The sequence below is a fragment of the Embleya sp. NPDC059237 genome, from assembly GCF_042754105.1.
Lineage (GTDB): Bacteria > Actinomycetota > Actinomycetes > Streptomycetales > Streptomycetaceae > Embleya.
Genome location: NZ_JBHZAE010000001.1, coordinates 1,643,432 through 1,669,622 on the forward strand (window position 1 = coordinate 1,643,432; position 26,191 = coordinate 1,669,622).

Annotated in this window: 13 protein-coding genes; 8 read left to right on the forward strand and 5 right to left on the reverse strand. The window is 72.1% G+C overall.

Annotation, left to right across the window (positions count from 1 at the left end; all coding sequences use genetic code 11):
* Nucleotides 1–252: 252 nt before the first annotated feature.
* From ACFXKZ_RS06990 to ACFXKZ_RS07010, 5 genes are all read left to right on the forward strand, one after another.
* Nucleotides 253–1,983, forward strand: coding sequence for a GNAT family N-acetyltransferase (locus ACFXKZ_RS06990; protein ID WP_379997192.1), 1,731 nt, complete (start codon nt 253–255; stop codon nt 1,981–1,983).
* A complete protein-coding gene (locus ACFXKZ_RS06995) occupies nt 1,983–3,554 on the forward strand; it encodes a GNAT family N-acetyltransferase (protein WP_379997194.1) in 1,572 nt (523 codons plus the stop codon). Before ACFXKZ_RS06990 ends, ACFXKZ_RS06995 begins: the two co-directional genes overlap by 1 nt.
* A complete protein-coding gene (locus ACFXKZ_RS07000) occupies nt 3,551–4,366 on the forward strand; it encodes a polysaccharide deacetylase family protein (protein WP_379997196.1) in 816 nt (271 codons plus the stop codon). The genes ACFXKZ_RS06995 and ACFXKZ_RS07000 overlap by 4 nt, the downstream gene beginning before the upstream one ends.
* On the forward strand, nt 4,359–5,516 hold the full coding sequence (locus ACFXKZ_RS07005) for a glycosyltransferase (protein ID WP_379997198.1): 1,158 nt from the start codon (nt 4,359–4,361) through the stop codon (nt 5,514–5,516). Before ACFXKZ_RS07000 ends, ACFXKZ_RS07005 begins: the two co-directional genes overlap by 8 nt.
* Nucleotides 5,517–5,606: 90 nt before the next feature.
* On the forward strand, nt 5,607–6,371 hold the full coding sequence (locus tag ACFXKZ_RS07010; RefSeq protein ID WP_379997200.1) for a sugar transferase: 765 nt from the start codon (nt 5,607–5,609) through the stop codon (nt 6,369–6,371).
* Between the two features lie 155 nt (nt 6,372–6,526).
* On the opposite strand, the gene ACFXKZ_RS07015 is transcribed toward ACFXKZ_RS07010, so the two are convergent.
* Genes ACFXKZ_RS07015 through ACFXKZ_RS07025 form a run of 3 tightly spaced genes read right to left on the reverse strand, consistent with a single transcriptional unit; the run spans nt 6,527 to nt 17,624 of the window.
* On the reverse strand, nt 6,527–7,663 hold the full coding sequence (locus tag ACFXKZ_RS07015; RefSeq protein WP_379997202.1) for a hypothetical protein: 1,137 nt from the start codon (nt 7,661–7,663) through the stop codon (nt 6,527–6,529).
* Between the two features lie 2 nt (nt 7,664–7,665).
* A complete protein-coding gene (locus tag ACFXKZ_RS07020; protein ID WP_379997204.1) occupies nt 7,666–10,290 on the reverse strand; it encodes a right-handed parallel beta-helix repeat-containing protein in 2,625 nt (874 codons plus the stop codon).
* A complete protein-coding gene (locus ACFXKZ_RS07025) occupies nt 10,287–17,624 on the reverse strand; it encodes a hypothetical protein (protein ID WP_379997206.1) in 7,338 nt (2,445 codons plus the stop codon). The genes ACFXKZ_RS07020 and ACFXKZ_RS07025 overlap by 4 nt, the downstream gene beginning before the upstream one ends.
* 196 nt (nt 17,625–17,820) lie before the next feature.
* On the opposite strand from ACFXKZ_RS07025, the gene ACFXKZ_RS07030 reads away from it, so the two are divergent.
* The 3 genes from ACFXKZ_RS07030 to ACFXKZ_RS07040 all read left to right on the forward strand — a co-directional run bounded on the left by ACFXKZ_RS07030 (nt 17,821) and on the right by ACFXKZ_RS07040 (nt 19,388).
* Nucleotides 17,821–18,627 carry a hypothetical protein gene (locus tag ACFXKZ_RS07030; protein WP_379997208.1) on the forward strand — a complete coding sequence of 269 codons (807 nt, stop codon included), beginning with the start codon at nt 17,821–17,823 and terminating at the stop codon, nt 18,625–18,627.
* Between the two features lie 79 nt (nt 18,628–18,706).
* Complete coding sequence (locus ACFXKZ_RS07035) at nt 18,707–19,018, forward strand: hypothetical protein (RefSeq protein WP_078974492.1); 312 nt, start codon at nt 18,707–18,709, stop codon at nt 19,016–19,018.
* A 43-nt stretch (nt 19,019–19,061) separates the two neighbouring features.
* On the forward strand, nt 19,062–19,388 hold the full coding sequence (locus ACFXKZ_RS07040; RefSeq protein ID WP_379997210.1) for a hypothetical protein: 327 nt from the start codon (nt 19,062–19,064) through the stop codon (nt 19,386–19,388).
* A 69-nt stretch (nt 19,389–19,457) separates the two neighbouring features.
* Here ACFXKZ_RS07040 and ACFXKZ_RS07045 read toward each other — a convergent pair whose 3' ends face one another.
* Together ACFXKZ_RS07045 and ACFXKZ_RS07050 are read right to left on the reverse strand one after the other, a co-directional pair.
* Nucleotides 19,458–24,011 carry an FtsK/SpoIIIE domain-containing protein gene (locus ACFXKZ_RS07045; RefSeq protein ID WP_379997212.1) on the reverse strand — a complete coding sequence of 1,518 codons (4,554 nt, stop codon included), beginning with the start codon at nt 24,009–24,011 and terminating at the stop codon, nt 19,458–19,460.
* A gap of 31 nt (nt 24,012–24,042) precedes the next feature.
* The gene (locus tag ACFXKZ_RS07050) at nt 24,043–26,133 is read right to left on the reverse strand and encodes a hypothetical protein (RefSeq protein ID WP_379997214.1); all 2,091 of its coding nucleotides are present in this window, start codon (nt 26,131–26,133) and stop codon (nt 24,043–24,045) included.
* Between the last annotated feature and the right edge of the window lie 58 nt (nt 26,134–26,191).

Genomic DNA, 26,191 nt, shown 5'->3' on the forward strand with positions numbered 1-26,191 from the left:
AACGTCCGCCCGGCCGACACCGCACATCCGCCCGAACTCCCGCCAGGTCATGGCAAGGTCGTCAACGTCGGATATCGCGGAACATCACCCCCGACTCGTGGACGGATCGCGAAACACCCTTCACGCGTGACCCATCCGGCCTAATCTGGTCGGCGGGCGACCCGAGCCCCGACCGTGTGGGGGCGGCGGCGCCGGTCGGGCACAAACGTTCCGATGCTGCTCACATCGGGACCGCGAGGTGGGGGCCGGGCGATGAATCGTGCATCGACCCTGCGCGCAGAGGAGATCGATGGCGATCTCGCTCGCGCGTGGGACGAATTGGTGGTCGGGAGGGGGGTTCAGGCAGACGTCTTCGACACCCCCGCATGGGCGTCGTCGTGGTTGGCGACCCGACCGCAACGTGCCGAACACGTGCGCATACCCGGCGTGTTCGTCGCAGATCGCCCGCTGGCCCTGCTGCCCCTCGAACTCGACTCGACCGGTCGCGCCCACGAACTCGGTCGCGGCCAGCGCGAACGCACACGTGTCGTCATCGGCACCCCCGAACCTCGCCCCGACGTGCTGGGCGCGCTCGCGGGCGAACTGCGCCGGCTCGGCATCCGCGAGTTGACGCTGCACCGCATGCCCAGCCGTGACCCGGCCACGCACGCGCTGCTCGGCGCGCTGCGCGAGGCCGGCTACGCGGTGGACGTGCGCGAGCGGATGACCGACATGATCGAGTCCACCCCCGACGGCTGGTCCGGCTACCGGGCCCGCCATCGCGGCTTCGACAGCGCCGTGGGACAGGCCACGCGCCGCGCCGGCCGGCTGTGGGCGTTGCGGGTCGTCGCGTACGGCGCCCCAGGCGGCCCACCGCTCGCGGGCGGACTGGCAGACCACGAAGAGCTGTTCGACCTGAGCTGGAAGGGGCGACTCGGCGCCGCGCCGGAACGACGCCGGTTGCTCACCCGCGCGCTCGACGAGCGTGGCCTGGCCCGGCTGTACGTGCTCTACGCCGAGGACCGCGCCATCGCGTCCTGCCTCGGCGTGCGGATCGGCCCGGTGATGCACTGGCACACCGTCGCTTACGACCCGGCCGCCGCGCTGCTGTCGCCGGGCAACGTGGTGCACTGGCGCGCCCAGGAACTCGCTTTCGCCGAGGGCGGGTTGACACTGATCGACCTGCTGCCGGGGGCGAGCCCGCTGAAGGACCGGATCAGCAGCGAACGACCCGCGTTGCTCGACGTGTGCGCGGCCCGGGTGCCGCGCCGGGTGTTGCCGCTGCTGCGCGGGGCCCGCGAGGTGCAGCGTGCCGTACCGATCGCCACCCGCGCCCGAATGGGCCGGCTGCGCGCCCGGGTCGGTGCCGTCCCGCCCGGCCACGCCGGCACCGCCCGCCGGCTGGAGGCGCGACCGGCGACCGAGGTACCGGCCCGACCCAGCCCCGAACTGACTTTGGATCAGCCCACCTTGCGCCTGCTCACCGTGGCCTGCGCGCGCCGGGGCCCGCAGGAGATGCGGGCCGACTGGGGACCGGACGACCGCTGGTACCGGATCGGCGCGGGCCCCCTCGCGGTGGCCCGGGTCGACACCGGTGAGCCGGTACCCACCCTGCGCGAGGTCGTGCGCTACGACCCGGCATACACCCTGGAGGCGATCGCGCTGATGCTCGCCGACCTGCTCGCGTCGCCCGTCCGCTACCTGGACGAGGTACCCGTGCGCGACCCTCGCCTGCGCTGGCCGCGCACCTGGACCGGGCCCGATCCCGGTGCCGCCGACCACGCCGCGCTCGCGCACGCCGTTGCCGACCCCGATGCCACCGACCACGCGGCCGCCGCCCCGCTCGCCGAAACCGACGCCGGCGGCCGGGAACACGACGAACACGGGGCCGCCGAGGCACCCGCAGCGCATGGAACATCCGGAGCGCACGAAGCACCCGGAGTACGCGAGGCCCCCGGAACACCCGGAGCGCACGGCGCGCTCAGCCGGGCCGAGGGGGCCTGATGCGGGCCCGCCCGATGCACCCCCTGGAGATCGACGGCGCCTTCGCCGGCTCCTGGGACCGCCTGGTCGCCGCGCGGGGCGTACACGCCGACCCGTTCGACACGCACGCCTGGTTCGCCTCCACCCTGCACGGCCACCACGACCCGCTGGACGACATCCGCGTGGTCTCCGTGCTCGACGACGCCGACCAACCGCGCGCGCTGCTCCCGCTGGAGCGGATCGGCCCCGACCGCTGGGGCGTCTTCTCCGCACACCGCCGCCCCCGCAGCCACGTGGTGGTACACCCCGACGAGCCGCACGGCGCCGACTCGATCGCCGACGCCCTCGCCCGCACCGGCGTACGCGAACTGCGCCTGCACCGCATGCCCAGCCGGGACCCCGAGACGCACCGCCTGATCGCCGGGCTGCGCGCCTGCGGCTACACGGTCGACGCCCGGGAGAAGGCCTGCGACATGCTCGCCGGCGTCGAGGGCGGCTGGGCCGGCCACCGGGCCCGCTTCCGCAGCTTCGACCGGTACGCGCACCGCTTCGCCACCCGCGTCCGCGCACAGTGGGACCTGACCGTCGACCGGATCGGCGGCCCCGGCACCCGCGAAGACGACTTCGACGCCGGCTTCGCCGTCTACACCGACCTGTTCGCCCGCAGCTGGAAGGGTCCGCTCCAACCCGCCGCCGCCGACGCGCGGCGCGACCTGATCGCCCGCGCCGCGCGCCACGACTGGGCCCGGCTGTACATCCTGCGCGTGGACGGCGTGCCCGCCGCGATGCACCTGTGGTTCCGCCTCGGCGACGTGGCCACCTGGCACTCCACCGCCTACGACGAACGATTCGCCGCCCTGGGCATCGGCACCGTGGTGCAGTGGCAGGCCCAGGAACTCGTCCTGGCCGAACCCTGGCCCGCCGGAACCGAGCCGCGCCTGGTCGACCTGATGCCCACCCGCACCCCGCAGAAGTTGCGCCTCGCCCCCGAACGCCCCGCCCTGTGGGACGTCGAGGCCGTCCGCGACCGACGCCTGCTCGCCGTCACCCTGCCCGCCCGCGGCTTCGCCCGGGCCACCCGGATGTCGGTCGAGCAACACCTGCGGGTGCGCCGAGCCAAGATCGCCCCGGTCGAGCCGACCCTGGTCGCCGAGACGGTGATCCCACCCGCGATCAATCCGCACGAGGGCGGCGACAAACCGGACCCGGTACACGAGGCCGGCCTCGCCGACAACCGCGCGATCGCGCTCGCCTGCGGCTACCGGGGCACCGACGCGGTCGACGCCGGCCGCTCCCGCGGCGAGACCTGGTGGCTGGTCGGCGAGGAACCGCACACCCTCGTACACCTGGCCCCGGACCGGACCGTGCACACCGTCGCCGCCCTCGGCGCCGACCGCACCCTGCCGCGCGACCGGCAACTGCACGAGGCCGCACGCAGCGTGGCCACCGCCCTCGGCGAGACGCTGCGCCTGTACCTGCCCGACCCCGCCGGCGCCCCCGGAACCCCCCTGCGCCGAGAACCGGAACCGGTTCCGTGGCCGGTCGCCCGCACCGGCCCGACCCGCCTCACCCCGAAGGGCACCACCCGATGACCGCCATCAGCGGCGACCGCGTGCGCACCACGCTCAAGCGCGGCCTGGCCGCCACCGCCCTCGCCCGCGATCCCGCGCCCGGCGCCACCCTGCTCATCTACCACCGCGTCGGCGGCGGCACCCGGGACGAACTGGACCTGCCCACCGACGCGTTCCGTGCCCAGCTCGACCTGCTGCCCGCCCGGCACGTGGTCTCCCTGGACACCGCCGTGGACCGCCTCGCGGCCGGCGACCCCACCCCGTCGATCGTGCTCACCTTCGACGACGGCTTCGCCGACGTATACGCCAACGCCTGGCCCGAACTGCGGGAGCGCAAACTGCCGTTCACCCTCTACCTGGCCACCGGCTGCATCGACGCCGAGATGCGCTGGGAGGGCTCCACCGGCACCAGCGGCGGATCCGCCGCGCTGACCTGGGACCAGGTGGCCGAACTGGCCGACTCGGGACTGGCCACCATCGGCAACCACACCCGCAGCCACGCCCGTCCCGAAGCGCTCACCGCGACCGAACTCGACGACGCCTCCGACGACATCGAACGCCGACTCGGCCGCCGCCCCGCGCACTTCGCCTACACGTGGGGCGTCGCCGTCCCGGACATGGAACACGCGCTGCGCTGCCGGTTCCGCAGCGCCGCCACCGGCGTGCTCGGCCGCAACCGGCCCGGCTGCGACCCGATCCGGCTGCGCCGGGTCCCGGTCCGGCGCACCGATCCGCCCGCGTTCTTCCGGGCCAAGCTCGGCGGCCGGCTCGGCCAGGAACGCGCCTACGCGGCCGTGGTCGGCCTCGGCAAGAAGGCCGGTGCGCATGCGTGAGCCACGCGGCCCGGGCGGGCGCCCGCTGCGGATCGCCCACCTGACCACCGTCGACATGAGCCTGGCGCTGCTGCTTCGCACCGAACTGGAAGAGGACGTCACCGCCGGCTTCGAGACCTTCGGGATCAGCGCGGCCGGCCCCTACGTGCCCGGGATCGAGGCGCTGGGCGTCACCCACGTCCCGCTGAACTCGCTCACCCGCGCCTGGAATCCGCGCCGCGACGCCGCCGCGGCCGGTGAACTCGTACGCACACTGCGCCGGTTGCGCCTGGACGTGCTGCACACGCACAACCCCAAGACCGGCGTGCTCGGCCGCCTGCTCGGCCGCGCCGCCGGCGTGCCCGTCGTGGTCAACACCTGCCACGGCCTGTGGATCCGCCCCGGCGACCCGTGGGCCCGGCGTGCGTTCGTCCTCGGCACCGAGAGCCTGGCCGCCCGCGCCTCACACGCCGAGCTGTACCAAAACGCCACCGACCACGCCACGCTGCGCCGGGCCGTGCCCGGATGGCGCTCGCGCGTGGTCGGCAACGGCACCGACCTCACCCGCTTTCGCCCCGATCCCGCCGCCCGCGCGACGATCCGCGCCGAACTCGGGGTGGCCGAAGACGAACTCCTCGTCGGCGGAGTCGGGCGGCAGGTCGCGGAGAAGGGCATCCTCGAATACGTGGAAGCAGCCGGACTGCTCGCGGGCAAGGCCCGATTCGTCTGGATCGGACCCGAAGACCCGGACAAGCCCGACGCGATCGCCCGGGCCGCGCACGACTCGCCCGTCGAATTCGTCGGAGCGCGCGCCGACATGCCCGCCGTCTACAACGCGCTCGACGTCTTCGTCCTGCCCTCGCACCGCGAGGGCTTCTCACGATCCGCCATGGAGGCCGCCGCGTGCGCGCTGCCCATGGTGCTCAGCGACATCCGAGGCTGCCGCGAAATCGGCACCCACGGCGAACACCTGTTGCTCGCGCCGGCCGGAGAGTCCCGCTCCCTGGCCGCCGCGATGGACCGCCTGATCAGCGAACCGGACCTGCGCGCCGCACTCGGTGCCGCGGCCCGGAGCCGCGCGCTGGCCGAATTCGACCAACGACGCGTGGCCCGCGTCTCGATCGACACCTACCGGGCCGTGGCCGCACGCCGCGGTCTGGGCTGGACGTGAGGCACACACAAGGCGCCGGCCGGTGAGGGAGACGCCACCGGCGCCCGCGGAACACCACAATCCAACGCCACACCAGGGGAGGGGCATGGCATGCGACGACTGTTCGACATCACCGTGGCCGCGGTGGCACTGGTTCTACTGGGACCGGTACTGCTCGCGATACACGTGATGATCCGCGCGACCATGGGTGGACCCGCGTTGTTCCGTCAGACCCGAAGCGGCCTACACGGCCGCGACTTCGAGATCCTGAAGTTCCGCACCATGCTCGACCCGCGATATCCGGACGAACCCGACGCCACCCGGATCACCCGGGTCGGGCAACTCCTGCGCACCACGAGCCTGGACGAACTGCCGCAACTGATCAACGTGTTGCGTGGGGACATGGGCATCATCGGCCCCCGGCCGACGCTGCCGAGCCAGGTCGTGCACTACAGTCCGCGCCAGCGCGGCCGACTGGACGTGCGCCCCGGCCTGACCGGCTGGGCCCAGGTCCAGGGCCGCAACGCGCTCAGCTGGCCGGTACGGATCGAGTACGACCTGTGGTACGTGCGCAATCGCGGTGCGCGGGTCGACCTGGTCATCCTGTGGCGCACCGTCGGGGTACTGCTGCGCCCGTCCGGGATCACCGCCGCCGGCGGGGTCAACCCGGGCTTCCCGGTGCCGGCCTCGGTCGAGGCGGGCGAGCCCGGGACGCAGCCGCGCCCCGGGCCCGTACGTACTCCGCGTACCGACGCGTTCCCGCTGCCCAGACCCATCGTCTGGAGCGGGCCGATCACCCACTCGCCGGTCGACCCGACCCGCCTGCTGCCCCCGCAGCGGCACGCGGGAGACTCGCTGGCCGAAGAGGTGTCCTGAGGCCGAGGCGACACCGAGACGCACGAATGTCCGTGCCCGATCGTGGGGATCGAGCACGGACATCGTCGTTTCCGGCCGAGCGCCGAGCGCCGAGCGCCGAGCGCCGAGTGCCATGCGTCGGGCGCCGACTGCCCGGCGCCGGCCGCGTCTTCGGATCAGCCCGTGCAGCTCGCCTGGACCTGACCGGCCGCCAGGTGCGCACCCGCGGTGCCGCCCCAGTCGACGCCGCGCGTGACCAGCTTCACCGCGACCTTGCCGTTGGCCACCGGGAAGGTGCCCGCATTCACCCAACGGCCCTTGTTGTTCACCTGGTTGACCTGGAACTGGGCGTACCAGGCACCGGTCTTGTCGTCGTCGCGCGAGCGCAGCACGAAGTACTGCGCCGGGTTCCCGCCCACGTCACGGCCGTTGCCCGAGGGCACGTACACGCTCAACTGGCAGCGCTTGGAGGCGTTGCCGACGTCGAACCACCACAACACACGCGCGCTCGCGTCGTCCTTGTTCTTGTCCCCGGACATCGGCACCGCGTCGAACTTTCCGTTGCAGCCATCCTTGTTCCAGCCGCCGCTGCCCACGGTGTACCAGCCCTTGGAGCCGTCGCTGTAGCGGCCGACCTCGGCGAAACCGCTTGCGCCGTTGTTCGCGCAGCCGTAGCCCGAGGTGCCCAGGAAGGTCTGCTTCGGGGCCAACGAATCGGGCTGCACCGGCGGCGGCGCCGGCTTGTTGCCGGATCCGCCCGGGCTGCCGCCACCGGGCGCGGGCGCCGTGCCGCCCCCGCCGCCGGGCGAACCCGTGGCCGGGTTGCGCGCGTCGGGCGTCGAACCGCCGCCGCCGAACGTGCCGGTCGAGCCGCCCGCCGCCGACCCGCCGCCACCCGACGCGCCCCCGCCGGGGGAGCCGCCGTTCGGGTACGGATAGCCCGGCGGGTACGCCGAACCGCCGCCGGGTGTGCCGGCGCCGGTCGGGCCGGGGTCGCCGGCCGGGTCGCCGGTGCTGCTCCCGGCGCTCGGACCGCTCTGCGGCGCCGCCCCGCCGCCGCTCGGCACTACCTCCACGGGCTTGTCCTGCATGGGCGCGGCCTGCGCCACCGGCTTGCGCCGAGCGCCGTCGTCGCCGCCGAGGTCGATCGCGGAGACGACGGTCACCGCCGCCAGCCCGGCTGCGGCCAGCACCGGCATGCCCAGGCTCACGGCCCAGACCCGGCGGCCGGGCCGCAGCGGTCGCATCGGCGTGCGCACCGAGCGGGCGAACGCGCGCTGGAAGTCCGCGTTCGGGTTGGGTGGTTCGGCCATGTTCAGCCTTTCGGAGTCGGTTCGGCCGCCCGGGCGGGATCGCCGGCGGCCGGAACGAGATCGGGGAGGTCGGGTGCGCGCAGGGAGACCAGATCCTCGGGGGTCACCTCGGCGATGGCGGAGATGCGTCGGGCATGCCGTTCGGTCATCTCCTGGAAGGCCTGCCGCGCGGAACGCCCGTTGCCGAACCGCCGGTCGCGCGGGACCGAGTCGAAGTAGGCCAACAGGCCCGCGCGTGCCGGTTCGTCGAGGGTGTACTCGTAGGCCGCGGCCTGGTGTTCGACGATGCGCACCAGATCCGCCGACGCGTAGTCCTCGAACACCACGGTGCGGTTGAACCGCGAGTCCAGGCCGGGATTGGAGTCGATGAAACGATGCATCTCGTCCGGGTAGCCGGCGACGATCACCACGATGTCGTCGCGGTGATCCTCCATCAGCTTGACCAGTGTCGCGATCGCCTCCTGCCCGAAGTCGCTGCCGCCCGCCGACGTCAACGAGTACGCCTCGTCGATGAACAACACGCCGCCCAGCGCCTTGCGGAAGATCGCCGTCGTGCGTGGTGCGGTGTGCCCGACGTACTCGCCGACCAGCGCACCGCGATCGGCCTCCACCAGGTGACCGCGCGAGAGCATGCCGAGCGCGGCCAGGATCCGCCCGTACAAACGTGCCACGGTGGTCTTGCCGGTACCCGGATTGCCGGCGAACACCAGGTGTCGACTCAGCGGCGGCGGGGTCAGCCCGGCCTCCTCGCGGCGGCGGACCAACTGCATCAACTGCACCAGGGTGGCCACATCGTGCTTGACCCGGGCCAACCCGACCAATTCCTCCAATTCGGCGAGCAACGTGTCCAGATCCGCCGGTGCCCGATCCGTGTCGTCCGCCGCGCCGGAGCCCTCGGCGAGGCCGTTCGGACCCGCCGGCAGCGTTGTACCCCGGCCGGACACCAGGACCTCGGCGACCCCGTGGGCCACGCAGTCCGCGAACACCGCCGAGGTCTGCTCCGGGTCCTCGATGGTCGCATCGCCCGGGCAGTCCCGGAACGTGCACGCGCGCAGCACGGGCGCCGCGCCGGCGGCCACGTAGACCGCCGGATAGGCCGAGCCGCCCAGCACACAGTCGGTGAACTCGCCGCCGGCGCCACCCTTGAGGTACACCCCGTTCTTGCCCGCGCCGGTCAGCGCGCCGGCCCGGACCACGGGCGCCGCGTCCGTCCACACCACCATCGCCGAACCCGCGCTGTCCGTGACCGCGCAGTCCTCCAGGACGGGCGCCGCTCGTTCGTGCACGACCACCCCGGCGGTGCCGGCGCGGGCGACCCGCACCCGGCGCAGCGTCGGCCGGGCGTGCGGTCCCACCTCGATCCCGGCCCGCCCGGTGGCGGCGAACGTGGCGTCCTCGACCTCCGCGTCGATCCCCTCGTCCACGCGCAGCCCGATCCCGCAGCGGTGCGCCGCGGATGCGTGCAGCCGGGCGGTGCCGGTGCCGCCGAGGTGGATCCCGGTCATCTCGGCGGCGCGCACCAGCAGGCCGGTCGCGGTCACGCCCGCGGCGCCCGCCACGCACAGGCCGTGTTCGGGGGTCGGGCCGAGCACGACGGCGGCCAGTTCGCCGTGCGCGTGCTCGTCCAGGTGTACGGCGGTGAACGCGGTGTCGGCGATCACGACGCCGTCCAGGCCGATCCGGGCCGACCCGCGGGCGAAGACGCCGTTGGCGCCGGTGGCCCGGATCAGGCCGCCGACCAGGTCGAGGCGGGACTCCTCGTCGGCGACCGCGCCGCTGAGCGCGGCACCGACGATCTGGCAGTCCAGCACGTTCGCCGAGGCCTGCCCGATCGCGGCCACCCCGGAGGCCCCGGCGCGGTCGACCGCACTGCCCCGCATGGTCAACTTCGCGACACAGCGCACCAGTACCGCGTCCTCGCCGCTGTCGGTGCAGCGGCAGGCGTCCAGGCCGGCCGTCGCCTCGTTCTCCACCAGCACGGCGTTGTGCGTGCAGCGCACGAACGCGCAGCCGCGCACCTGCACGCTCGCGGTGTCCCGCACGTTCAGGCCGACGCCGGCCTCGGTGACCACCGAATCGGCGAGGGTCACCGTGGCCGACCCGGTCAGGAGCACACCCGCGCCGTCCACCGCGCAGATCCGACACCCCGTCATGGACAGGCGCGCGTCGTCGGCCACCGACACTCCGGCCACCCCGGCGGCCGATATTCGGCAGTCGTTCAGCCGGACCCGGGCGGTGTCGGCGATTTCCACCCGGCCACCCAGGACGCGGCAGTCGTCGAAGGCGACCTCGGCGCCACCGGTGACCCGCACGGCCGGTGCGGCCGCGTCGGCGGCGATCAGGACCACCCCCTCGACTCGGACGCCGACCCCGCCGCGCACGGTCAGCGCGACATCGTGAGCACCCGTCAGGCGCACGCTGCCGGGCCCCTGTTCGGCGACCAGGACCACCCCGCGATCGAGCACGACATGCTCGCGGTACTCGCCGGGGGCGACCAGGACGCGGGCGCCGTCGGGCGCGGCGCCGATCAGTTCTGCGATGGTGCGACCGGTGGTGACGGGGCGACCACCACGCTGGGGGCGGTCGCCGCGGGGGCCGCGATTGCCGCGGTTGCCGAACACACTCACGGCTTTTGTCCGTTCTCGGGCGTGGGCGGGTAGAGATACTTCTCGTTCAGCCCGAGCGCCTTTTGGAAGAGCTTGTTGAGCTGGGCGTCGATCAACTTCTCACCGAACTTGATGCCGAGGTCCAGGATCCCGGACTTGCGCCAGAACCGCCCCGCCGCATAGGCGTCGTAGGCGAACTTGAACGCCCCCGGCCCGAACGCCGAACCGGCCAGCGAGCCGAGCGCCGCGACCCCGCCGAACTTCAGCGCGTCCAGGCCGTAGTGCTTGACGCCGTTCTTGTCGCCGAACACCGCGGCGTTGAGCGACCCGTTGACGAACGCGACGATCGGATTGACCGCAAGTCCCAGGCTGTACTTGTACATCCCCGAGCGCCAGCGCAACGCGGTGTCGAAGTTGGACCAGTCGGTCTTCCAGTTGTCGCCGAAGTAGGGGTTGGTGTTGAACGGCTTGCCGAAGTCGTTGGCGGTGAGCCCGTCCTTGAACTGCTTGGGGGAGAACGCCCCGGGCTTCAGCTTGAGTTCGTGGAAGCGGGCCATCAGACCGGCGAACGACGCGGAGACCGCCGAGTTGAGGAAGATCTTCCCCCAGTCGGCACCGGAGATGCTCCCGTCGTTGATCCACTCGGTGATCATGCCGGCCAGCACGGAGAAGCCGAAGTCCTGCATGAACTCCATGCCGACCTTGGTCCACACCTTCTGCTCGAAGGTCCACTCCGCCGAGCCGGTGACCCGGTCGTAGGCACCCCAGTGCCGCCGGTTGGTGTCCGCCAGAGCCCGGTTGTAGCCGCGGAAGTCGTTCAGTGCGCCGGGATGATCCACCCCGCGCCCGACCAGTTTGAACCGCGAGTCGACGCCCTTGGCCAGGGCCTTGTCGGGGTGCAGCTTGGACTCGATCCGATTGATCAGGCTCGGGTCCGCGGCCTGCGTCTTCTCGAAGATCCGGGTGGACAGGCCCTGATGGACCACGAGGTCGCCGTCGACGTCGTAGATGCGCTGCTGGAGATAGGCGATGTCCTTCTCCAGGTAGCCCACCGGCTGCCCACCGTGCGTGATCGGCTCGTACGAGCGGATTTTGGTGCCGTTGCGCAAGTCGTCCCAGTGCCGCGGATCGGCCCTGCCGTCGGTGACGTGATATTCGCGGATCGCGTCGCCGCGCCCCTCGCGCAGGGTGTGCACGTTGCCGTCGGCGTCGGTGAACTCGTCGTACCACCCCTTCGCGCCGGCGTCCATGTGCCGCACGTCGCCGACCCCGGGCGCCGCCTCGACGGCGCCGTCCCGGCCCCTGACCGTGGTCCGGTAGTTGCCGGCGCCGTCTCGCTCGATGATCGCGGTGCGGCCGTCGGCCAGCGACTTGCGCTCGTAGACCAGTACGTCCCGCCCGTCGATCCGGGCGAAGTCCTTGAACGCGTCGTCGAATCCCTCACCCCACATCTGCGCGCCGGCGCGATTGGTGGTGCGGGTGCCGGTGGTCGGTCCCTCGAAGGGCGGGTTGCCGGGGCCGACCTGTTTGGTCCAGGTGAACTCGCCGTCCGGTCCCTTGCGCATGTGGGCCTCGAGGAAGCCGCCGGGGATCTCGTCCCGACGCGCGACCAGTTGGCCGAAGCGGTTGCGATCCACCCAGGCGCCCGCGTCGCCCACGGTGCCCGGATACTCGCGCACCGTGCCCTTGGCGTCGATGGTCTTGCGGACCTCGATCGTGCGGGCCTGGTCGGCGTAGTCGATCCAGCCCCGGTTGTCGTCGAAGACCCGCGGCCCGCTGCCGGTACCGCCCACCTCCCGCCAGGTGCCGCTGCGCCCCGGGACGTCGGCGGTGAACTCGATCTTGCGCCCGTCGGCCAGGACCCGACTCTCCCGCACCAACTCGCGGTTCGCGGTGAAGTCCTGCCAGGTGCCGTCCAGACGCTGCACGCGCAGCGTGCGGGCGGTGGTCTCCGCGCCGCTCTTCTCCGAGACGGTCCAGTACCGGTACAGCCGACTGTCGCCGGTGACCGGGTTGCCGGGGAAGTCCACGTGCCCGGGGAAGAACGGGGTATTGAATCGTTGTTGCCAGATCCGCCGGACCTTCAGCTCGGTCTCGCCGAACTTGGCGAAGGTGGCCGCCTCCTCGTTCACGTAGTTGCGCTCGATGGAGTACTTGAACTGGTCCGCCGGTTGCGCGTTCGCGTCGAACGTGAACTGCCGGGTGCCGCGGGCCTTGTCGGGCGCGGAGAAGAACTTGTCGCCCTTCATGCTGCCGCGCATGGGCGCGAACCGCTCGAAGGCGACGAGAGGGCGGTCGGCGTCGGTGAGCCGGTGGAATCTGCCGTCGGGTAGCCGGACTTCGGTGGCCCGGGCCCGGAAGCCCAGGTTCGGGTCCACCCGGTATTCCAGCCGTCCCTTCGCCTGAAGCGCGCCCTCGGCGTCCCACTTTTGCCACTGCCAGTCCCGTAGGCCGCCCTTCTCGGCGACGAAGCGGCCCCCGTCGAGCTGCGGGAAGATGTCCCGGACCTTGCCGCCGAACAGGTGTCGGGCGTTGAGGTCGAAGACGCCGTCGATCACGTCGTACGCGGTGGTGTCCCAGCGCACGTATCGCCGGCCGGTGGCGATCGTGCGACCCTCGCCGGTCTTGTCCACCCACCGCCACTTGCCGGCGTGGTCGCGCATCGCCTCGATCCAGTGGCCGTCGACGACCGACGGGTCGCGGGTGTACACGATGGTGCCGTTGCCGTCGGTCAGCGAGCGGATGCCCTTGTACTCGCCGTTCGGCCCGGCGGGCCACTGCTCGACGGTGCCCTTGCGGAAGGGCATGTGTTCCCAGCCGAGGTCGTGGCCGAGCGGGGCGTTCGGGGGGCGTACGTCCTGCCAGGTGCCGTTCGTGTGATCGATCCGCCGAACGACTCCTGGGATGGGACCGTTCACCGGGTATTCGAGCAGCCGATGGTTCGCCAGGTCGGCGTTGTCCCACTTCTCCCAGGTGCCGCGGAGCCGATCGGTGACCCGGAAGTGGGCGGTCTCGCCGACCCGTTCCCCGACGTGTGTGACCTTCCCGCCGTGCACGGCGCCGTTTTGGTCGATCCGGAAGGCATCGCTCGCCCATACCTCGAAGTCGCGGTTGCCGGCCGTGGGCGGACCCTCGAAGACCTGGTATCGCCGGTCGGTCAGCCGGCGGGCGTCCTTGAACACCTCGGGCGCCGCGTCGTCCGCGCCGCGCGGTCCCCAGATCTGGAAGTGGTCGTCGCCGTCGTTGGTGACCCGGAAACGCTCCGTGGCCCGAATGCGGGTTCCGGTCCGGAGCGGGGCGTTGTCCGCGCCCCAGACCCGGAAGCCGTCCAACCGGCCGTGTGCGGCCCCTTCGTACACCTGCCAGGTGCCGTCGCCCAGCACGTACCCGTGCTGCGTGGCCGGCGGCCGGACACCGTTCGCGCCGGCCGGCCCATGGATTCGGAACCGCTCGGCGCTCCCGCGCGGCCCCTCGAACACCTGGAAACGATCCCCACCGAGCGCGTACCCGTCCTCGCGCACCGGATGCACACCGGTGTCGGGGTCCCGGGGTCCCCAGGTCTGGAAGTGCTCGTTGCCGGTGTTGGTGACGTGGAAGTCGCCGGTGGCCGCGCGGTATTGGGCGTGTTTGAGGATGGTGCCGTTGGTGTCGGACCAGATCTCGAAGCTCTGTCCGGGGGTGGAGTGAGGGCCGGCATGGACGTGATACGTACCGTCGGGTTGGGCGCGGGCGTCCCGGAGGAGGGGGTGGGCGCCGGTGTCCGGGTTGCGGGGTCCCCAGGTCTGGAAGTGGTTGTCGTCGACGTTGGTGACGTGGTAGTCGCCGGTGCCGGAGCGGAATTCGGCATGTCCGAGCAGCGTGTCGTCGGCGGCGGAGCGGATCTCGAAGTTGCGTCCGGGGTCGGTCGGGGGCCCGTCGTAGACGTGATGCGTGCCATTGCCCGGGACGTGCACGTCGCGCAGGACCGGGTGGGCGCCGTCGGCGCCGCGCGGTCCCACGATCCGGAAATCGCCCGCCGGGCGGTTCGCCAGGTTCTCGACCCGCCAGGTGCCGTCCGGCAGGCGGTGCGCCTCTCCCAGGACCGGATGGAGGCCGGTGTCGGGGTCGCGGGGTCCCCAGATGCGGAAGTCGTCGCTGCTGCCGCGAGGGCCTTCGTGGACGTGGAACGTGCCGTCCGGTCCCGGGTATGCGGTCCTGAGCACCTGCTCGTCCGCGTGCGCCCAGATCTCGAAGCCGTTGCGGTCGCCCGGCGCGCCATCGGTGACCCGGAAGGTCCCGTCGTCCGAAAGCCGCGCGTCGGCGAGCAGCGGGTGGGCGCCGTCGGCACCCCGAGGCCCCCAGATCCGGAAGTCGCCGTGATCCGTGGTGACCGTGAAATTGGGTCCCCCGCCGCGGAGTTCGCCGGTGGCGAGGCGCGTGCCGCCGGTGTCCGCCCAGATCTCGAAGGAGCTGTCGGCCCCGAACCTGCCGTGGAACACCTGGAAGGTGCCGTCGGGCAGGAGATGGCCGTCGTGCAGCAGCGGCCGTGTCCCGCCCGGGCCCATCGGACCCAGCACCTCGAAGTGGTCGACCGTGTCCCCGGTGCGGAACATGTGCACGACGGGATCGTTGTGTCCGACGACGGAGCCGCCGTGCGGCCACGAATCGGGCACCCGGATCCGCGCGTCGAGCGCGTACTCCACCGGCGGCATCCCACCGGGCAACCCGCGCAGCTTCGACATCGCCTCGGCGACCGCGGGGGCCGCGTGCAGGGGATCCACGCCCCACGCCTTCAACGCCGTGGTGGCATCCTCCAGGGCCAGACGGGCGTTGGCCCGCTCCGCGGTGGCGACCATCAGTTGGGCCCGCACCGTGCCGGAACTGGTGTCGCCGGTGAGCAGTCGGGTCCGCAGCCCCTGCTCGGTGGTCGCGGCCCGGTCGAACGCCTGCTTGGCCCGGGAGTAGTCGTGCCACGCCTGGAACCGCGAACCGGGCAGCCCCTGCGTGGACTTGCCGCCCGGACCCGGCCCGGTCGCCACGTCGTCCAGGGCCTTGGTGACGACCGTGCGCTGCTCCGCGCCGAAGTTCGCCAGTGCGTTCGGCGGCAGCGGTTCGCGGCCGAGCCCGACGGGCGGCGGAGGCGGGGTGGTCGGGGTCGCCGGCGGCGGGGGAGTGTGGCCGACCGGCGGCGGGTCGGCCCGCATCGAGATCTTCTCGCCGACCAGCGCCGACACCGTGTCGATCGCCTTCTGCCCGCCCGCCAGGTCCGGCCGCAGGGCACCGGCGGAGTTGCCGCCGGCGAGGTCGACCGGGGTGAATCGGGCCGAGGCAGCCGGGAGTTGATCGCCGGTGCGGGATCCGCCGGCGAGCAGGTTGAGTGCGTTGTCCTGGTGCAGGGCGGACACGCCCGGCCCGATCGGCGTGACCGGCGGCACGGATGGGGGCGGGGGCGGGGTCGAGCCGCCCTTGCCCGCGCCCGGCGCGAGCAGGTCGAAGACGTCGACCTTGACCGCACCCGCACCGGCGCCCGCCCCCGCGCCGATTCCGGCCCCCGCGTTGGGCGTGTGTACCGAACCCGCCGTCTGCACGGAGTTCGGCGCGTGCACCGACGTCGGCGCGCCCGGCGCGTGTACCGCGTTCGGCAGGGTCGGCGCCGGTACCGCGTTCGCGACCGTGACCTTGTTCGTGAGCGCGTCGGTGTGCGTCGCCACGAATCGGTCCATGCCGGACGTGGTCAGCGTGGTGTCGCCGTGGGTCAGCCGGCGGATCTCCGGCAGCGGCGTCATCCGCACCTCCTCGCCGACACCGATCGCGCTCTTCGTGAACGACTGGGTGCTCTCCACCGCACCGCCGAGCGTGTGCGGCGACAGGGCGCCCACGTCCAGGCCGCGCAGCGCGGATGTCCCGCCCACGGCCTGGTTCAGCACGTCGTGCAGCGAGTTCCACTGGAGTTGCGGCGTGACGCCGTGCCCGATCGTGGTGCCGAGCGTCTGCAGACCCTCGTGCCCGAGCAGGGTGTTGCCGAAGCTGTACACGCCGAGCCCGTGGTGCGCGGTGTACAGCCCGCTCGCGGCCGGCACGAACACGGCGGTGTCGAACGAGCTGCCGAGCCTGGGCATGTCGTGCAGCCCGAAGCCGGTGAACGAGGACAGGTCCCGGCCCGCGCCGAGCCCCGGCGGCATCGGCAACTTGTCCAGGGTGTGTCCGCCGATCTTGCCCGCGGTCCCGGCCGCGGCCGGCGGCACGGCCAGCCCGGCCCGGATGAAGTCCTTCTGGCTGCCCAGGACTCCGCGCTCCCAGAAGCCGATCTTCAGCGCCCGCGCCAGCCCCAGCTTGGCGATCTCGTCGCCGGCCACCGGCAGCAGAATGCCGAGCGAACCCCAGCCCTTGAGTTCGGCGAAGCCCTTCTTGCCCACCGCCCATGCGGTCTTGCCGACCCACACGATCGCCTTGAACGGCAACACCAGCAGCTTGCCGACCAGCACCCCGCCCTTGAACGCGAGCGCGCCGGTGAGCAGACCCGCGTACGCGAGCGCGAACCGCCAGCCGGACAGGTTGAATCCCTTGAGGCCGGTGCTCAGCAGCGACAGCAGGTTGCCGGCGCCCTTGAACAGGTTGACCGCACCCTTGCCCAGACCCACCAGGAGGTTCTTCAGGCCGCTGAGCAGCGCCGGCAGCAGGGCCTTGGTGGAGGGGAACAGCACGCCCAGGATGTTCAGGAACAGTTCGAGCCCGGTGGCCTTGCCGTTGGCGAAGTCCGCGATGGTCTTGCCCAGCACGACCAGGTTGGCGCCGAAGGCCAGCAGCCCCAGCGGTCCGCCGAAGAGCACGCCGAGCACGGTCAGCACGATGGTGAAGATCTTGAAGAAGTCCCAGAACTCCTCGGCCACCGTCTTCGGGCTGGTCTTGAGCGCGGTCGCGGGAGCCAGCGCCTTGCGGGCCTTCTCCACCGCCTCCAAGTACATCGTCCTGGCCGTGGCCATGGTCGACTTCGCCGCCGCCAGGCCCGGGTCGCCCTCGGGCAGCGGGGCCGCCGCGTTCAACGCCTCCTGGCCCTTTTGCTGGGCCGCGAGCAGGTCCGTCCCATAGGTGGACAGCGCGGTGCTCGCGATCTGGGTGGCCTGGGCCAGCCTGTCCACGAACAGCTTCAACTGGTCCTTGACGTGCCCGCGCAACTCGGTGGCGGCCTCGCCCATCAGCGGCGCGTTCGCGTCGTCCTGGACCAGCCCGGCGAGTTTGAGCGAGGCGTCGGATGCCTTCTTGGCCAACGCGGCCAGATACAGCGAGGCGTCCCGGATCGAGTCGGGATCACCCGGCGTCTGATCGACCGTGTACCCCAGCTTTTTCAACGTCGTGGTATCGACATTGCGTGGCATGGGCCCTCCGGGCGGAAGTTCGATCGCGTCGGATGTCGATGCTCTCGTGACGGCGGTGCAGCGCATCGGCGATATCGGGACGGGTCGCTGCGGCTCTTTATTCTCCGGCAATCTTGGCCGATGATGAGACGCGGCGCCAGTGTTCGGGCGCGGTGCGAGGCCGAACCCGACGTCGATCTGTCGAATGGAGTTCGCTTTGCCCGATATTTCCCTCGATTACACCGAGCTTCGCAAAATGGCGAGCGCGCTGACGCTGCTCGCCAATACGTTCAAGGAGGACGCGGCGAAGTTCCGTACCTATGGCAGCCAGGTGCCCGGCCAATACGGTACTATCCCGGCCGCGGACATCGGCGGCGTGGCCGCCCCGCTCGGTTCCTTCTATACCGCGTGGTCTGCACCCATGGGCAAGGCGGTCGACGGATTGGGCGCGCTGTCGAAACTCCTCGGTTATGTCGCGGACGGCGCGGAAGCCTGGGACGACGGCGTCGCGGCACAATTCGCGGCAACGCCGGGACGTAATCCGCTGGACCGCTGGATCCAGCAGAAGAAAGCCTGGGACGAATGGCTCAAGACCCACCCGGACGGAAAGCCGAAGGAGGGTGAGACGGCGCCGGAGAAACCGAGCGACCAACCACCCCTGCACTACACGAACACCGACAAGAACGGCGTCACCACCGACGTCACGGTCAAGGTCGACGCCAACTACAACGTCACCGAGCAGACGGTGACCATCACCGACCACGGCACCACCTACACCGAGCACACCACCTACGGCGACAACGGCGCCTACAACACCGTCACCACAGGTCGGGACGGCTCGGTGAGCACCGAGAAGGTCGAGGTGGACGGGGCCGGCCGGGGCACCAAGACGATCACCGACAAAGACGGCACCACGGTCTATACCAACCCGAACATCAAGGACCCCGAGTCCCCATGGACCAAGGTCGTCAAGGAGCCCCCGTACCGACCGCCGATCGGTGGCCATGGCCGGGACCCGAGGTAGTCCGACACACGTCCGCACACGGCCACGCAAGTCCGTGCAGCATTTTCGAAACATCACCACGGCGCAGTGAGGATTCTCCATGGCGAGCGATTTCAAGATTACCTACGACCAGGTGCACACCGCCCAACTGGAAATGAAGAAGGTATCCGACGCGGCGGTCCTGGAGATTCGCCGACTCCAGGGAAAGGTGGACGCGCTGCTGAAGCCCGGATCCGGCCTTTGGCTCAAGCTCAGCAGCGACGAACTGAACACCAAATACAAGACGCTGAGCGCGGACCTGGAAAAGGCGATCCTCAACATCATCACCTTCTCCCAACAATTCGACAAGATTGTCGAGGCGGCGCAGAAGCTCGACTCGTCGATGAAGGCGGCGCTGCAGAAGTCCGGCTGACCGAATCCACCCCCCCTGCTCCCGCACCACGAAAAGGATGGGCATGACCACTCCCACCGGCACGGATGTCGATGTCAATATCACCGAGGTCGAACACGTCGCCACCGACATGGTGACCAGTGCGAAGAGCACACAGGACGCATTGCAGAGTCTGCGGGGCGTCGTGACGGCATTGCTGAACCCCGACGGTGGCCTTTATCTGCGGAAGACCAGCCCGCAGATGACCCAGTCCTATGACGAGTTGACCACTTCGCTCGACAAGGCAATGGTTTCGATCAAGCAGTTCAGCGACACCTTCCAGGTCGTGGTGAGCAATTTGCGCAGCCTCGACGGCGAGGACGTCAAGCCGCCGCCCGCCCACACCACCTGACCCGGCCCGCGGTTCCCGCGTGGATCGACCACCGGGAACCGCGCCGCCGCTCTCCCGCGCCCCCCGCCGTCATTCGGCGGCGGGGCGCAGTTGTGTCTCCGGCACCAGCACCGGAGCCAGGAAACCCTTCCGGTCCCGGATCCAGGCATGGCCGATCCGCAGCGGTTGCCGAACCCGCTCGGTGGGCAACCGGGCGCCGATCAGATCACCCTCCCCACCGAGCTGCGGCGACAGCAAAATGCCCTGCCGGTTGCGCCGGACATCGCCCAACCATCCGCTGAGCGACTGGAGCAAGGTCTCGGCCGTCGCCGCGTACGCCAACCCGATACCCCGGTCGCGGCCGGAACCGATCACATCGCGCAGCGCGTACCCGACCATCGACCCCATCTCCGACAGCAGATCCGCGTCGTCGATCAACACCACCGCAGGCCCCGCCAGTTCCGTCACCGCCGCAGAGGTCCGCGAGCCGTCCGAGTCGGCCCCCTCCACCAGCGTCACCAACGGATGCGCCCGCAACAGGCGCAGCGGCGAATCGCGCGGCGTGATCGCCACCACCCGGGTCCCGCTCGCCAGCAGCGACACCGCCATCGTCGCGAGCGTGTTGCTGCGCCCACTGCCGGGCGGCCCGACCACCGCGAACGTGTGCTGCGCGTCGGCGAAATCCGCGCCGACCGCGCCCACCGCGTCGCCACCGATCCCCAACAGCCCCCACAGCGGGCGGCGTTGCTCCTCACTCACCGCCTCGTACGCCTCGGCGAAGCTGATCGAGGTGGGCAGCGGCGCCAGGACGAACGGCCGCCGCGCCGGATCCACCCCCGCATCCCGCTCGCGCGCGTCCGCCGCGATCCGGCGCAGCGCCTCGACCTGCTCCCGCCCGCTCTCACCCGGACCGAGCAGACACACCTGCGCCTCCGTCCACGAACCCGACACCAGGATCCGCCCCGGCGGCATCGACCCCGGGATCGCGGTCCGCGGCACCCCCGCGCCCGAATACTCGGCCCGATCGGCCAGCCGCAACAGCACCATGTCGTCGTTGACCGACGACAACCGCCCGTTGATCAACGTGCGTTCCGAGGTCATCACCAGATGGATCCCCGCCGCCGCGCCCTCGCGCAACAACCGCACCACCTCGTTCATCACCCGGCCGTCGTCGTACTCGTACAACGTCGGCGCCAGCGGATCCCACCCGTCGATCAGCAGGAACACATGCGCCGGACACCCCCGCGCGTCGCTCGCCCGCAACTCGGTCAGATTCGCGCACGCCTGCCGGGACAACAGCTCCTGACGGCTGCTCAACTCCTCGCCGAGCCGGGAGATCAACCGGTCGATCCGGCTCAGGTCGTTGCGCGGCACCACCGTGCCGCAGTGCGGCAGATCGGCCAGCGCGGCCAACGCCCCACCCCCGGCGTCGATCGCCTGGATGTGCACCACACCGCACGAGTGCCGCCGGGCCAGCGCCGCCGCCATCGTGCGCAACAACTGGCTGCGCCCGGTGCGCGGCGCGCCCACCACGAACAGGTGGCCGAACGTGCTCGGATCGAGCAACACCGGCTTGCGCGCCTGGAGATGCGGCACGTCCTCCATCGCCCACGCCACCGGCTCCAGCGCACCGGGCGGTCGTTCTGCGCCGGGCGCGGCCGGCGGCAGATCCGCCGGCAGCACCCGATGCGGCAGCGGGTCCAGCCACGGGCTCGGCGGCTTGACGAAGTCCGGCAGGGCCGCGGCAGCCGCCGAGATCGCGGTGACCAACTCCTTGAGGTCGGTGGTCGGTTCGGCGTCCCCCGGCTGTGGTTGCGGCTCGACGTCCACCTCGACGGCGGGCGGACGCGGCCGACCCAACCGGCTCCAGGACAACACCGAGGTCTGCGGCCGTACCGGCTCCACCGGAGCGGGCAGCGCCCGGATCGCGTCGGGATCGGCCTTGGTGTCCACCCGTTCGGTGCCCGCGTACGCGGTCTGGAACGGGATCACCGTGTGATGCGAGGTCCGGGCCAGCGCCCGGCCCGGCGTGGACGAGGAGATCGCCACCGCGTCCTTGGTGTCGATCACGTCCGAACTCTCCCCGGCATCGGTCACCCGCAACGCGATCCGCAGATTCGTATTGGCCCGGATGTCCGCCGTGATCACCCCGGCCGGACGCTGCGTGGCGAGCACCATGTGGATCCCCAGCGAACGACCGCGCTGGGCGATCCCGACCAGACCCGGGATGAAGTCCGGCACCTCGCGCACCAGCGTGGCGAACTCGTCCACGATCAACAACAGTCGCGGCAGCGCGGGCAACTCCGCGTCCCGCATGCGCTTGCCCCGATACTCCGCGTGGTCCTTCGCCCCAACCATCGCCAACAGCAGCTCACGCCGGGTCAGTTCGGCGCCGAGGGAGGCCATCGCCCGATGCACCAGTTGGGCGTCGAGGTCGGTGACCATACCGAGCGTGTGCGGGAGTTCGACGCAGTCCTTGAACGCGGAGCCGCCCTTGTAGTCGACCAGCACGAAGGTCAACTCGTCCGGCCGGTTCGCCGCCGCCAGCGCGGCCACGAACGACTGCAACAGCTCCGACTTGCCCGACCCCGTGGTGCCCGCGATCAACGCGTGCGGACCGTCGAGGACCAGGTCGAACGAGACCGGGCCGTCGTACCCCGCGCCCAGGAACGCCCGCGTGGACGCGGGCCGCCGCCGCCAACGCTCGCCGATCGTCGCCGGGTCCGGCGGATCCAGCGCCAACAACTCCGGCAACAACACCCGATCCGGCAGTGCACCCTCGTCCGGCGAGGTCACGTCCCGCACCGGCGCCAACGCCCGCGCGATCGACTCGCACCACGCCGGCGTCGGCAGATCCGGCCGCACATCGGCGACCGTCGGCGTCCCGTGCCGGCGCAACGTCGCGACCGGACCACGCCCCTGCCCCGCGTCGGCGAGGCCGATCACCGCCGTGCACTCCTGCGGCAGGAAACGCTCCTCGGTGTCCACGCAGATCGAGAACACCCGTACCTGCGGGCCCTCCTGCAACACCTGCGTCATGCCCGGGATCTCCCGCAACCGCCGGGCGCCGTCCACGACCAGCACGATATCCGGCTCGGCGAACACCGCGTTGCGCAACAACGTCTCGGCGGCGGCCCGGCGCGCCCGTACCACCTGGACCAACTCCGCGACCCGCGCCGCGATCGTCTCCGGATCGCTGCCGAGCAACACCTCGGGCCCGCCGGGCACCATGCCGCGCGCATGCGGCAACCAGGCCAGCCACCCCCACTCCTCGGCCCCCGCCGCCCCAGTGAGCAACCGCACCTGCACATCGCGAGGACTGTGCAGGATCGCCGCCTGCGCGACCAGCCACCCGGCCATCCGCAACGCCGGCCCACCGGGCCCGGCCACGCCGAGTACACCCTGCTGCGGCAGATCCACCGCCGTCGGCACGTCCGGCACCGTCCACGACGCGCGCCGCTCCAACGACTGCGAATCGGGATCCTCGACCTCGTTCAGCGAGGTGTGCGCCGACGTGCCCACGCGCAACACCAGATGGTCCGGATCGACCCGGCGCCGCTCCCACAACCGCTGCCCCGGGCCGGTGGCGAACAGACCGGTCGTCGACGGGTCCGGGATCGCGTCCACCCGTCCCCGGCGCTCCACCTCCGTACTCGCGGCCACCTCGGCCAGCACCTCCGCCTTGCGCACCCGGTAGGCGGCCAGGTCCTTGACGAACTGCTTGCGCCCGCTGCGCCGCGAGGAGATCCAGTTGGCCAGCGCCATGATCGGGCTGAAGATCGCGAAGATCAGGAAGAAGTAGGAGTGGAAGACCTTCACCATGACCAGCCCGAGCAACATCGGCGCGAGCGTGACCAGCATCGGGAACGGCTGCCGGAACGAGCCGCGCGGCCGGGTCGGGATCCGGAACCGGCCGCCCTGGACCGGCTCCACGATGCGCGGGGGCCGGTTGAAGTCGAGGCCCGCGCCGTCGGCCGAGGGCACGATGTCCGCGCCCGCGTCGAACGGCGCGGCGGGGCGCAGCAGTACCGGGCCCACGGTCAAGCCCACGCCGAGGTCCCAGGCAACCTCGTCGACGATCGGCGCCTCCGGGTCCGGCGGCGGCTCGTCGGCGAACTCCTTCTCCTTGGGGTCGACCGGCCGCTCGGGCGTGTCCTCCTTGGTCCGGTACACCCGCCCGAGCCGGACCGCGCTCCCGGCCGGCGCGGCGACCCGCACCCTGCCGTTCGGGCCGACCGTGACCCGGATGCCGTGCGCCGGTACGCCGGGTTCGTCGATCCGGATCGCGCACTCCGGGGCCGAGCCGATGTCGTAGGTACCCATCGGCAGCGGCCAGACCCGCCCGGCCCCGGGCCCCGCCGCGAGGTGCAACTCGGCGAGCGGCGGATCGGGGCACGGGGGCGGCGCGGTGGGGGCCGCCCCGAGCGTGAGTTCGCCGCCCTCGCGGATGCCGCAGGCCGACAGGGGCTCGTCGGGGTCGAGCACGGTGTCCGCGAGCCGACAGGGCAACCCGGGCGCGCCCAGGTCGTGCGTGTCGGCGAGGTGTTCGAGCAGATCCCGAACGGTGCTCTCGGCCGGCGCGTCGACCAGAATCGACTCCCGCCGCCCCCGCGCGGGCTCGGACACGGTGATGGTCAATCGCATGGGATCGCCTCCAGAAGCACACGGACGACGGTCACGGCCGGGCGGGGTTGATGGGCGGGGCGGCGAACTCATCCGCCCCGAGCACGTCGGACGCGGCGGGGGGCTCGGATCCGGTGGTTGCCGGGGGCTCGGCGGGGGGCTCGGATCCGGCGGTTGCCGAAGGTGCTGCGGGTGGTTCGGTGGGTTGGTGGGGTCGGCGGGCCGAGGCGAAGGCCGGGGGTCGGCGGCCGGTGGTGGTTGCGGCCGGTGGCCTTTCGGGGGTCGGTGGCGTGGTCGGCGATCCGGTGTTCGCGGATGCCGTGGGAGTTGCGGTCGTGGGACGCGGCGAGGCCGCCGGAGTCGGACGGTGGGTCGCTTCGGGTGCGGGGGAGGCCGACACCGCCCCGCCTTCGGAGCGGAGATCGACGTCGGATCGCCGCTGACCGGCGGTCGACGGCGACACGCGCGATCGAGCCCGCCCCGGAACCCCCGCATCCGCGGCGGCGGTCGCGGACGCCGACGCCGAAGTGCCTGTCGACGCGCCGGCAGCCGCAGGACCCGCAGGGCTCGACGCGGACGCGGCAGCCGAGGCCGAAGCGCTCGTCGACGCGCCGGTACCCGCAAGACCCGATGCGGGCGCGGCAGCCGTGGCGGCACCGCCCGAGGAGGCCCGCGTACTCACCCGCCCGTCGCCCACGCTGCCCGCCGAGCCGGACCCATGCCCGGCGGATCCACTGCGCCCGCCGGCGGACTCCGCCCCGCCCGGCTCCACCGCCGCAGCGGCACCCCCGACCGGGCCACCGTCACCGCCCACACCCGAGCCGGCGGCCAGGTCACCGCCGGTCCGCGCGCCGACCGCACCGATCGTGGCCACATCGCCGACTCGACCGGCCCCGCCGGCGCCGGCCGTACCGCCTCCCAAGCCGGCCGCGCCCTGTTCACCGATGGGCGCGATCACACCGTCCGCCCGGTCCAGCGCGCCGCCGCCGACATCCGTGCCGTTTCTGGACGTAGCTCCCGCACCGACCCGCACGGGCGCGGCGTCCGCAACTCCCGCCCGCCCCACACTCGTTCCGCCCACGACCCCCGGTACCGGCCGGCCCGTGTCCGCCGCCGGCGGCGTCGTGCTCGGCGGGTTCACCGTCGGCCCCGTCGGGCGCCCCGACCGGATCACGCGGGCCACCGCCCGCGCCAAGCCGGCCGTTTCGACCGGACCCAGGCCGTCCGCGGCCGGCAACACGCCGAAGGCGTCCGGACGCAGGCTCAGCCGCCGCCCCCGCACCTCCCCGAGGACGAGCACCGTACGTCCCGGCTGCGCCGCGAACGCCGCCGGTTCACCCGCCGCCTCCGGAGCGGGCTCGGCGCACACCAGGACACGTACCGCCGGATCGGCGGCCAGTTCGGCCGCCGACCGCCCGGCGAACCCCGGATGCACACCGTGAGCCACGCCCACCACACCCGAGGGCAACCGCCGAACCAGCTGTGCGGTCAACGCATGGCCCAGATCGGTGCCCGCCCGGTCCCCGGTCACCGTGACCACCGGCCCCACCGCCGCCGCATCCAGCAGGACCACATCGCTCCCGATCAACCCGACCACGATCGGCAGCGGCCCGACCTCCGTCGGCTCGGGCACCCCCAGATCGGCCACCGCGGCCGTCCATACCAGCGCGTCGTCGGGGTCCACCGTCCAGGGTTCCGCGACCTCCGGCGCCCGGATCGCCGCGAGCCGTACCGCCACGCGCTCGCCCGTCAGCACCACCGCCCACGGCCGTGCCCCCGCCGCCCGGGCCGCGCCCAGCGCTCGCGCGGCCCGTTCGAAGGTCTCCGGCGCACCCAGATGCCGGGCCAGCACCGCGACCCCGCGGCGATCCCGTCGCCAGGCGAGGAACGGCGCGGCGAACGCCCGCCCCGTCGCGGTCACCTGATGCCCGAACCCGCGGAACAGGCCGCGCGGGCCCGCCCGTCGGGACAACACACGCAGCAACACCGCGACGAGGATCACGAGTTCGAGCAGGGCGAGCCAGCCCACGCCCCGGTTGCCGCTCCAGAAGTCCGCGCCGAAAGGATTGGCGGCCGTCGTGCTGCTGATCGTGCCCTCCCACTGAACAGGTGATACCGGGGCCACCCGGAGATCAGTGGGCATTGAAGCAGTCGCGCAGCGTATTCGAAAGAGCCGGCGCAGAATTTCGAGTTGGGCTTTT